Raw genomic sequence first — 10,339 nt, 5'->3', positions numbered from 1 at the left:
GGGGACGCGGCGCACAGCCACCCCCCTTACGGCGGCTATGGGATCAACAGCGGGCTGGAGGATGCCGTCAACCTGTCCTGGAAGCTCGCGGCCACCCTGCAGGGCTGGGAAGATGAAGGAGCTGCCGATCAACGATTTCATGACGAAGGACGGAACCATTCGTGATGATGGGCGCGTGATCAGGAACATGTACCTTCTTGCGACCAAAGATCCTTCCGAATGCAAGGGCGAGTGGGATCCTATGAAAGTCGTTACAACAATGCCCGGCAAGGACGCGTTTCGGCCGTTGGCAGATAGCGAGTGCCCTTTGGTTCAGCGAAAGCAATAGCTCGAGAGCTGTCGCGCGCTCCGCTTCGTCCCATACAACAGAACCTGTTGAATCTGACAACTCTGAAACGCGCGTAGCACTTCGCTAGCCGAAAGCAGGCAGCTTCCTGCCGGAGGGTTTCTTGGAGGGCTGTGGTGTCGCTCGGCGATCGAAAATCGAAGAGATGGCGCCATACTGATGCTAGCGACGGAGTCGCCGCGCCGTCTTCGTGGCTGCTTGAACTGCAGCCGGAGAGGCGAGGGACCTTATCAGAGACGACTTGACGCTGGCCACATGGTCTCGCATCAGCATCTCGGCGCGCCAGGGCTCGCGCCCGACGATGGCCTCGAAGATGCGATGGTGATCTTCGTGCCGGCGGCGAACGTCGACTTCTTCAAACGCCACGACATTGCGTGGCGACGAGACCGGTACCTGTTGACACAGATAGACCATGTCATTGAGGAGCCTCGAACCGGCGGACGCATGGATCGTGACGTGGAAACATGCATTGATCCGGCTGTACTCGGATCGGTGCTCGTCGGTGATATGCCCATTGCGAAGCAAATCATCGCCGTCCCGGAGCGCCTGTTGTAGGGTCCCGATCTCGCCGACGTTCAGCCCGCGCTCGGCGCTGAGTCGTGCCGCAAGGCCCTCCAGCACGGCGCGCACTTCGTAGGCGCTGATCACTTCGTCCATTGAGAATTCCCGCAGGGTGTAGCCGCGGTTTGGCGTGTAATCGAGCAACCCCTCCGATGCGAGTTTCTGAAGCGCCGCGCGGACGGGGGTGCGCGAGACGCCCAGCAGCGTCGTGAGCTTGATTTCATGCAGGCGTTTGCCCGGTTCGAATTCGCCGGCCAGGATGGCAGCGCGAACCGCCTCGAGCACGGATTCGAACCGGGTGGAGGATGACGTTTCTGGGGCTGGCAGGGCGGCCATGCGAAAAGGGTCCGAAACTTGTTTGTACACAATCTAGCGAAACGGCAGTGCCGTTCAAGCGCCGTCTGGCGTCACGTATGAAGGTGATCTTGTGCAGGACTTGCGCATTTCCAAGCCGGATTGAATATGGATTGACCGTGCTCCGCACAGAATCCAAGCACAAAATGTATACATTATCTTTGACTCGCCGCCAGAATGTATTGCAGAGTGAGGGCAGGCGAGTTTGTCTCCTGCCCAACAATCCGGATGCCAAGGAAGCGGCACATGAATCTCGGCGTCGACCAACCCAAGGCTGCGATCATCGCGATCGATTTGCACCGCGGTCATCTGGATATGAACGTCGCGACCATGCCGACATCGCCGGAGGTTGCGCAGCGGGTGATCGCGGCCAACAAGCGCCTGTTCGATTGGGCGCGTAGCGCCAAGATCCCGGTCATCCATCTGCTTACGCAGTATCGCGATGTCGCTGAAATCGCCTCCAATCCGTTCTGGCGAACGCGCGCCGAGGATCCCAAGGCGACGCGCAAGAATGTGCTGCGGCATAATATCGCCGGGATGCCGGGTGTTGCCATCATCCCCGACCTCTATGACAACGAACGGGACCTCGTTGTCGACACGAAGAAGCGCTACGATTGCTTCCTCGGCACCGATCTCGATTTCACGCTGCGCGCGCACGGCGTCAACACGCTGCTGGTCACGGGCGTCAACACCAACTCCTGTGTGCTCGCGACGACGACTGCAGCCAATGTGCGTGACTATGCCGTGATCGTCGTGAAAGATTGCGTCGAGACCATGGACGGTCCGGCGCTGCATGAGGCGGGCCTGCTCTGCGTCCGCACCGCGTTTGGTTTCGTGCTAGACACCAGTGAAATCCAACAACTCAGCCTCTTCAGCCCGGTCGCCAAAAGCGCCGCTTAGGAATCCGCGATGACGTCGTCTGCGTATGCTCTGGATCTTCCAGTTCCCGTCGTCGCAGCGGCTTCGCTGCCAATTGCAGGGTCGTCGCAGCGCTTTCCGGTACGTCGGATCTATTGCGTCGGACGGAATTATGTCGAGCATATCCGCGAAATGAAGGAAGGCGACGAGCGCGATCCGCCTTTCTTCTTCCAGAAGCCGGCGGACGCACTCGTTGAAGACGGAGCTGTCGTGCCCTATCCGGCCGATACGGAGGATTTTCAGTTCGAGATCGAACTCGTGGTCGCGCTCGGCGCCGGCGGCTGCAACCTGTCGCGCAACAGCGCGCTGGCGAGCGTTTATGGTTACGCGGTGGGCATCGACCTCACGCGCCGCGACCGACAGCGCGAGATGCGAGCGAAGATGCTGCCATGGGAACGGGGGAAATCGTTCGACGCATCGGCTCCCTGCGGCGCCATTCACGGCGTTGCCGAGGTGGGGCATCCCGCACGCGGCGCCATTACGATCGACGTCAACGGGCGCGAACGGCAGCGCGGCGATCTTTCGCAGATGATCTGGAACGTGCCTGAGATCATCGCCAACCTGTCGTCGTCCTATCGCCTCGCGCCTGGTGACCTCGTGATGACGGGCACCCCCGCGGGCGTCGGGCCTCTATTGCCCGGCGATCAGGTCACCGGAGCGATCGAGGGCGTCGGCAGAATTGCCATCACCATTGGAGCGCGCGAAACGTGAACATGCTGCCCACCGACCGTCTGGCCTATTCGTCAATCGCGGACCGCCCGCGGCTGGTGCTTCCGGATGCAGCGCGCGTCGCCGTCTGGGTGATCGTCAATGTGGAGGAATGGGACCCGAAAGAGACGATGCCGCGAACGGTGTTGACACCGCCGGCCGGTGGCGCGCCGATGCCCGATATCCCGAACTGGGCCTGGCACGAATACGGCAATCGCGTCGGATTCTGGCGCATGCTCGAGGTGCTGGATCGCTTCAATATCAAGGCGGCTCTCGCCATCAATGGCAAGGCGATCGGCACGTATGAGCCGATCGCAAAGGCGGCGCATGATCGGGGCTGGGAATTCATCGGTCACGGCTTCGGCCAGAAGAACATGCAGAAGGTCGCGGATGAGCGCGAGGACATCCGCAAGACGCGGGATGCGATCCGCGCCTACACGAACAAGAATCCGCGTGGTTGGCTGGGTCCCGGGCTGACCGAGACCTGGGAGACGCCGGATATCCTGGTGGAGGAAGGGTTCGACTACGTCTGCGACTGGGTGCTCGACGATGAGCCGGTGGTCCTGAAGACCCGCACGAAGCCGATCGTGAATGTGCCGTACACCCAGGAATGTAACGACGTGGCGATGATGCTGATCCAGCATCACAAGGCGTCGGAATACCGGGATCGTGCCATCGACCAGTTCGACCAGATCTATGCCGATGCCAAAACCTCATCGCGTATTATGGCACTGGTGGTTCACCCTTACATCATGGGAGCGCCGCATCGGCTCAAATATTTCGCGGCTGCAATCGAGCATATCAAGCGTCATCCCGATGCGACGTTCTGGACCGGCGAGCAGATTTACGACTGGTACCTGTCGCAACGTCCGAACGCGCTGAGGGGCCAAGCTCCGGCATGATGGGGATCAATCTCTTTCAGATCCTGAACGGCCTGACCTTCGCGGCGCTGATCTTCATCGTCGCGTCCGGCTTCACCTTGATTTTCGGCTTGCTGCGCATCGTCAATCTCGCTCACGGAGCACTCTATCTGGTCGGAGGCCTCGCAGGTTATTCGGCGGCAAAGGCCAGCGGAAGTTTCGTGGTGGGGGCGTTGGCTGCGATGGCGTTGGTCGCAGCGCTGGGGGCGGTGCTCGACCGTGGCCTGCTGAGCTTCGTGCGCGGCGTCGAATTGCGCCAGGTGCTGCTCACACTCGGCGTCGCGTTCATTCTCAACGACATCTCGCTCGTGATCTGGGGCGGAGACACGTTCTCGGTGCCGGTCCCGGAGGCCCTGAGAGGTGCCATGTGGATTGGCGGCGTGATGTATCCGAAGTATCGCGTCTTCGTTCTGGTTTTGGGCCTGCTGGTGTTTGCCGCGCTGTGGCTGCTCCTCAACAAGACGCGGCTCGGCGCGCTGATCCGCGCAGGTGTCGACGATCCCGAGATGGTCGAAGCCATGGGCATCAACATCCGTCGGGTTTTCCTGGGTACATTCATGCTCGGGGCGGCTCTGGCAGGCCTCGGCGGGGTGGTGGGTGGGGCCTTCCTGACTCTTTACCCGAGTGCCGACGCAGAGATCCTGGTGTTCTCGCTCGCCGTCGTCATCATCGGCGGACGCGGCAGCCTCGTGGGCGCCGCACTCGGCGCGCTGCTGGTGGGCCTTTTGAACGCGATCGGGCAGGTGATGTTTCCAGAACTCGCCTATTTCGTGATCTTCGGACCGATGGCGCTGCTGCTGGCGTTCCGGCCACTCGGCCTGTTCGGGAGGGCAGCGTGAGATCGGCTCCGCTCACCCCTGTTGCATCGTCGGCGGCCCGCTCGCTCCGCCAGCCGCGCGCCGTCGGCTGGATCGCGTTGGTGCTCCTGGCCCTGACCGTCCTCCCCGCTGTCTTGCCGAGTTACCAGGTGTCTGTCGTCACGCAGGTCTTGATCTTCAGCGTGCTGGCGATGTCGATCGATATTCTCGCGGGCTTCGCGGGACGCACTTCGCTCGGTCACGGCGCAATTTTCGGCGTCTCGAGTTATGTCGCGATCTACTGGACCTCGACGCTTGGCGGCGACATCTGGATCGGCATCGCCCTCGGCATTCTGGCGGCGACGGCGCTTGCAGGCGTGTTCGCTGCGCTGGCCATCCGCACGTCAGGCGTCTATTTCCTGTTGCTGACGCTGGCGCTCGGCATGATCGTATGGGGCGTCTGCTTGCGCTGGACGGCGGTCACAGGCGGCGAAAACGGGCTGCGCGGTGTGGGTCGTCCCGCCTTTATCGCAGACCATGCCAGCTTCTATTACGCCGTGCTGATCATTGTCGCGCCACTGACCTGGCTGATGTGGCGGCTCGTCCACTCGCCGTTCGGGCTCACCTTGCGCGGAATCCGCGATTCCGAAAGTCGTATGCGAAGCCTCGGCTACAACGTTCCGCTCCACCTGTTCGTGGCATTCGTATTGTCCGGATTCTTGGCAGGGGTCGCCGGCGGCCTCTACGTCTTGTTCAACAATTTCGTCAGTCCCTCAAGCGTGCAGCTGTCGCAGTCGGTCTCCGCTCTGCTGATGGCCATCACCGGCGGCGTCGGCACCTTGCTCGGTTCCTTCGTCGGAGCCGCCGCCATCATCGTCCTGGAGAATGCCGTCAGCGCCTACACCGCGCGGTGGCCGAGCGTGCTCGGGATCGCCTTCGTGCTCATCATGATCTTCGCGCCTGAAGGCGTGGTCGGCCGTGCGCGCCTTCTGTTCGCACGCCGGCGTTCCCGTTACTCGAAACCAGATCATCCCGGAGGTTAGACGATGGACCGCAGACGCTTCCTGAAAACGACCGGCCTTACGCTCGCAGCCGGCGCCGGCGTTCTATCCGCCCCCTTCCTGGCGCGGGCCCAAGCAGCGCCGATCCGTATCGGCCTGATGGCGCCGCAGACCGGTGTCGTGGCAGCCGGCGGCCGCGAGATCATCGATGGCTTTTCGCTGTTCTGGGAGAGCGCAGGCAACCAGGCGGGCGGCCGCAAGGTTGAGATCATCGTCGAAGACGACGCTTCCAATCCGGACACGGCGCTGCAGAAGGCGCGACGCCTCGTCGAGCAGGCCAAGGTGGACATGCTCTTCGGCAATCTTCTGGCCAACACCGGCCTTGCCGTTGCCAACTACGTCAAGGGCAACGGGACGCCGTACTTCATTCCGGTGATCGCGGCCGACGATCTCACTCAGCGCGCCAGGATCAAGAACGTGATCCGCGCCGGCGGTTACAGCGCCAGCCAGTTCTCGCGGCCTGTTGCCGACTGGGCGCTGAGGCAGGGGTACCGCAGGGTCGCGATGATCTCCCAGGACTACACGTTTGGCCACGAGCAGTGCGGCGGCTTCGCACAGACTTTCACGGAAGGCGGCGGCAAGGTGGTCGGCCAGTTCTGGCATCCGCTGAACACGTCCGATTTCAGCCCCTATCTTGGTCAGTTGGCGGGTGTGAAGGCCGACGTGGTGTTCGCGATGCAGACCGGCGCAGACGCCACGCGCTTGATCCAGCAATATGCAAGCTTCGGTCTGAAGGATCAGATACCGCTGCTGGGATCGCAGAATGCGACCGACCAGTCGGTCATCCGGACGATGGGCGCCGAGTGCGAGGGGATCGTCACCTCCGCCCATTTTGCCGAGGGCGCCGATCTGCCGGCGACCCAGGCGTTCGTCAAGACTTATTCCGACAAGTTCAGCAAGATCCCCTCGCTTTACGCCTTTTCGCATTATGTCGGCGCGATGTGGGTGGCCAAGGCGATCAACGCGATCAACGGCAAGGTCGAAGACCGCGATGTCTTCCTCGACACCGTGCTCAAGACCGACCTTCCGGACAGCCCGCTCGGCAAGCCGGTTCGCTTCGATGACTACGGCAATCCCGTTTACGACGTCGTCATCCGCAAGACCATGAAGAACAAGGACGGCAAATTCTGGAATGTCCCGATCGGGGGTTATCCGCAGGTGTCGCAGTTCTGGAAATACGACCCCGCGACTTACATGAAGCAGCCGCCCTATTCGCGGGATTTCCAGGGCATCAAGAAGACCTGAGACCATCAAAGACGGCCGGCTCGCCGGCCGCTACGTTCCGCCTGTTGACGAGAAAGCGCGTGCCGGACACCATCCTCAAGCTCGACCACGTCGGCGTCTCCTTCGATGCGTTGAAGGCGGTTGACGACGTGACCTTGCGGGTCAAACGCGGCGAGCGACGAGCCATCATCGGCCCCAATGGGGCCGGCAAGACCACGCTGTTCAACGCCATCACGGGCGTGGTACCTCCGACGTCCGGCCGCGTCGAATTCGACGGATGCGACATCACGAGGATGCCGCCTCACCGCCGAGCCGCTTGCGGCATCAGCCGCACCTTCCAGATCACCAATCTGTTTCCGAGCCTGACGGTCGAGCAGAACATGCAGCTCGCGCTTTGCGGCCTGACGCCGCGCAAGTTTTCGCTGCTCGGTTCGGGCGGGCTGACCGATACCGAACGCGGCCAGGCTGACCGCGCCCTCGGTTTATCGCGGCTCGGTCCACGTGCAAGATCGCTGGTGAGCGAATTGTCGTATGGCGAGCAGCGCCAGCTCGAGATGGCGATGGCGCTGGCGCCGAATCCCCGGCTGCTGCTGCTCGATGAGCCCGCCGCCGGCCTCTCGCCGGCCGAGCGTGTCATCGTCGCCGACGTCATCCGCAGTCTGCCGGCGGAGATCACCATCGTCCTGATCGAGCACGATATGGACCTGGTGCTCTCCCTGGTGGACTGGGTGACCTGCCTCAACAATGGCCGGTTCCTGGCCGAGGGGGCACCGGCAGAGATTCGCGGCAACGCTGACATCCAGGACGTCTATCTCGGCAAGGCACACCGTCATGCTTGAGATCCGCGATCTTCACAGTTTCTATGGCGAGGCCCATGTGGTGCAGGGGGCCTCGCTCACGGTGCGTGACCGCGAGGTGGTCGCGCTGCTCGGCCGTAACGGCATGGGCAAGACCAGCCTGATCCGCTCGGTGATGGGCTTGTCGGCGCCCCAGGTGCGCCGGGGCAGCGTGGCGTGGAAGGGCGAAGTCCTGACCGGTATGACCTCGCACGAGATCGCCGGGCGCAAGATCGCGCTGGTGCCGCAAGGGCGGCGGCTGTTCCCCTCGCTCACCGTTACCGAACATCTCACCATGCTCAAGTCCGTCCGCGCTCGCGACGGCTGGACCGTCGATCGCGTCATGGAGCTGTTCCCGCGGCTGGCGGAGCGGCGCCAGCACCGCGGCAACCAGCTCTCGGGCGGCGAGCGACAGATGCTCGCCGTGGCGCGCGCGCTGATGATCGACCCTGAACTCATCCTGATGGATGAGCCCTCGGAAGGACTGGCGCCGGTCATGGTCCAGCATCTGGAAGGGATCATCGCGCGGCTGAAGGAGGCGGGTCTGGCGATTCTGCTGGTCGAGCAGAACCTCTACAGCGCGCTTGCGGTCGCAGACCGCGTCTACGTCATCGAGACCGGAAAGATCGTCCACGAGGCGGATGCGTTGGCTCTGGTCGATAATCCCCAATCGCTGATACGCTTCCTCGGCGTGCATTGAGGCCGACTGCATGAAGATCGACATCCATAGCCACGTCATTCCCGATCGCATCGTCAGCGCCATCGCCGCCGATCCCAAGCGCTTCCGTGCGCGTGTCGAAGGCGAAGGTGCTGCGCGCAAGATTATTCATGACCAGGGCTACGTCTATCCCTTGTTCGAGGAATTTCGTCAGACAGAGGCCAAGCTCGCCGCCATGGACCGCAAGGGCATCGACATCTCCGTGATCTCGCCGGCGCCGCCAATGTTCTATTACTGGGCCGATGCCGATCTGGCGCTTGAAGTCGCCGGCCTCGTCAATGATGGCGTGGCAGACATGGTCGGCGTCCAGCCCGCCCGATTGCGCGGCATGGCGACTGTGCCGATGCAGCATCCGGATGCCGCCGTCGCCGAACTCGAGCGCGTCGTTCGCGCCTACGGCTTCAAGGCCGTGGAGATCGGCACCTCGATCGAAGGCGCGCAGCTCGCCGAGGAGCGCTTTCGTCCGTTGCTGCGCCGCGCCAGCGAGCTCAACGTCTTCGTCTTCGCGCATCCTTATTATGTCGGGGCCAAGAGCGGGCTCGAAAACTACTATCTCACCAATCTCATCGGCAATCCGCTGGACACGACGGTAATGCTGGCCAATCTCATGTTCTCCGGCCGGCTCGATGAACTGCCCGACCTGAAGCTCGCTCTGGCGCATGGTGGCGGCTTTGCGCCCTACCAGATCGGACGGCTCGTCCACGGACACGCGGTGCGCAGCGAAGCCAACGGCATCAGCAAGTCCTCGCCGAAGGAGCTGCTCAAGCGGATCTATTTCGACAGCCTCGTTTTCGAGCCGCAGGCGCTGCGTTACCTCATTGACCTTGTCGGCGCCGACCATGTTTGCATCGGAACCGACGCTCCCTTTGACATGGCCGATGCTGATCCCGGCGCGACTATCGAAGCAGTGCCCGCGATCACACCGTTGGAGCGTCAATGCATCTGCTGCGGCACAGCGCTCAAGCTGCTGTGCGAAGGTTGAATGAGAGGAAAGAAGAGATGTCCGAGCCCGTCGGCAGCAGTCTCCGCAACCGGCTGCCCTATGTCCCGATCCATCGCAGGCCGGCGCTCAAGCTCCCTAACGATGCGTGGGTGGCGGTGTGGACCATCGTCAATGTCGAAAACTGGAGTCCGAACGGCGCGATGCCGCGCGCGGTACTGCCGCCGCCGATGGGACAGCCGCTGCTGCCCGACGTTCCCAACTGGGCTTGGCACGAATATGGGATGCGCGTCGGCTTCTGGCGATTCCTGGAAGCGCTGGGCAGCCGGAATCTGAAGGCGACATTCGCGCTCAACGGCTCCGTCTGCGAGCTTTATCCCGAAGCATGCGAGGCGGCGCGGGACGCGGGATGGGATTTCATGGGGCACGGCTTCGTGCAGAAGCCGATGCACAAGGTCGAGGACCAGAAGTCGGCGATCGCCGACACGATCGCTGCGATCACGAAATTCACCGGCAGGCCGCCCCGCGGCTGGGAAAGCCCGGGCCTCACCGAGACCGACGAGACGCTGGACCTGCTCGCTGAAGCCGGCATCGAATATGTCGCCGATTGGGTGCTCGACGAGCAGCCGATTCCCCTGAAGACGCGCCACGGCGACATCATCTCCGTTCCCTACACGGTCGAAATCAATGACGTCGTCATCAGCGCGGTACAGCAGCAGCCCTCAGACGAAATCCTGCGCCGCGGCCGTGATCAATTCGACCGGCTCTATCTCGATGGCGCCAAGGCGCCGCGCGTCATGGCCATTTCCATCCACCCTTATCTGACGGGTGTGCCGCACCGGATCAAATATCTCGAGATGCTTTACGACTACATTCTCGGCCACGACGGCGTCGTGATGTGGACCGGGGCCGAGATCCTCGATTGGTACCGCTCGCAGGTGCCGGGATAGGACCGC

Annotated in this window: 11 protein-coding genes and 1 pseudogene; 11 read left to right on the top strand and 1 reads right to left on the bottom strand. The window is 62.6% G+C overall.

Annotated elements, in window-relative coordinates; translation table 11 throughout:
- A pseudogene (locus tag YY7_RS64575) lies at positions 1-129 on the top strand (FAD-dependent monooxygenase); the annotation flags it as partial.
- Between the two features lie 379 nt (positions 130-508).
- Here YY7_RS64575 and YY7_RS54520 read toward each other — a convergent pair.
- Positions 509-1,243, bottom strand: a complete 735-nt coding sequence (locus YY7_RS54520) for a GntR family transcriptional regulator (RefSeq protein ID WP_051397196.1) — start codon at positions 1,241-1,243, stop codon at positions 509-511.
- Between the two features lie 264 nt (positions 1,244-1,507).
- On the opposite strand from YY7_RS54520, the gene YY7_RS54515 reads away from it, so the two are divergent.
- Genes YY7_RS54515 through YY7_RS0141260 form a run of 10 tightly spaced genes read left to right on the top strand, consistent with a single transcriptional unit; the run spans position 1,508 to position 10,333 of the window.
- On the top strand, positions 1,508-2,161 hold the full coding sequence (locus YY7_RS54515) for a cysteine hydrolase family protein (RefSeq protein ID WP_051397195.1): 654 nt from the start codon (positions 1,508-1,510) through the stop codon (positions 2,159-2,161).
- Positions 2,162-2,170: 9 nt separating this feature from the next.
- Entirely contained in the window at positions 2,171-2,890 is a 720-nt protein-coding gene (locus YY7_RS0141300; RefSeq protein ID WP_028168280.1) for a fumarylacetoacetate hydrolase family protein, read from the top strand.
- A 2-nt stretch (positions 2,891-2,892) separates the two neighbouring features.
- A complete protein-coding gene (locus tag YY7_RS0141295; protein ID WP_028168279.1) occupies positions 2,893-3,789 on the top strand; it encodes a polysaccharide deacetylase family protein in 897 nt (298 codons plus the stop codon).
- On the top strand, positions 3,786-4,646 hold the full coding sequence (locus tag YY7_RS0141290) for a branched-chain amino acid ABC transporter permease (RefSeq protein WP_080664067.1): 861 nt from the start codon (positions 3,786-3,788) through the stop codon (positions 4,644-4,646). The genes YY7_RS0141295 and YY7_RS0141290 overlap by 4 nt, the downstream gene beginning before the upstream one ends.
- Positions 4,643-5,647: a branched-chain amino acid ABC transporter permease gene (locus tag YY7_RS54510; protein ID WP_051397194.1), complete on the top strand. Its 1,005-nt coding sequence runs from the start codon at positions 4,643-4,645 to the stop codon at positions 5,645-5,647. Before YY7_RS0141290 ends, YY7_RS54510 begins: the two co-directional genes overlap by 4 nt.
- Positions 5,648-5,650: 3 nt before the next feature.
- Entirely contained in the window at positions 5,651-6,910 is a 1,260-nt protein-coding gene (locus YY7_RS0141280; protein ID WP_028168277.1) for an ABC transporter substrate-binding protein, read from the top strand.
- Positions 6,911-6,969: 59 nt separating this feature from the next.
- On the top strand, positions 6,970-7,728 hold the full coding sequence (locus YY7_RS0141275; protein WP_080664069.1) for an ABC transporter ATP-binding protein: 759 nt from the start codon (positions 6,970-6,972) through the stop codon (positions 7,726-7,728).
- Positions 7,721-8,425, top strand: coding sequence for an ABC transporter ATP-binding protein (locus tag YY7_RS0141270; protein ID WP_028168275.1), 705 nt, complete (start codon positions 7,721-7,723; stop codon positions 8,423-8,425). The genes YY7_RS0141275 and YY7_RS0141270 overlap by 8 nt, the downstream gene beginning before the upstream one ends.
- Positions 8,426-8,435: 10 nt before the next feature.
- Entirely contained in the window at positions 8,436-9,425 is a 990-nt protein-coding gene (locus YY7_RS0141265) for an amidohydrolase family protein (protein ID WP_028168274.1), read from the top strand.
- Positions 9,426-9,442: 17 nt separating this feature from the next.
- Positions 9,443-10,333 carry a polysaccharide deacetylase family protein gene (locus YY7_RS0141260; RefSeq protein ID WP_028168273.1) on the top strand — a complete coding sequence of 297 codons (891 nt, stop codon included), beginning with the start codon at positions 9,443-9,445 and terminating at the stop codon, positions 10,331-10,333.
- The last annotated feature ends 6 nt before the right edge of the window (positions 10,334-10,339 follow it).

The organism is Bradyrhizobium elkanii WSM2783, from assembly GCF_000472865.1.
Lineage (GTDB): Bacteria > Pseudomonadota > Alphaproteobacteria > Rhizobiales > Xanthobacteraceae > Bradyrhizobium > Bradyrhizobium elkanii_A.
The sequence above is the reverse complement of the archived record's forward strand: the minus strand, read 5'-3'. Positions and strand labels throughout refer to the sequence as shown.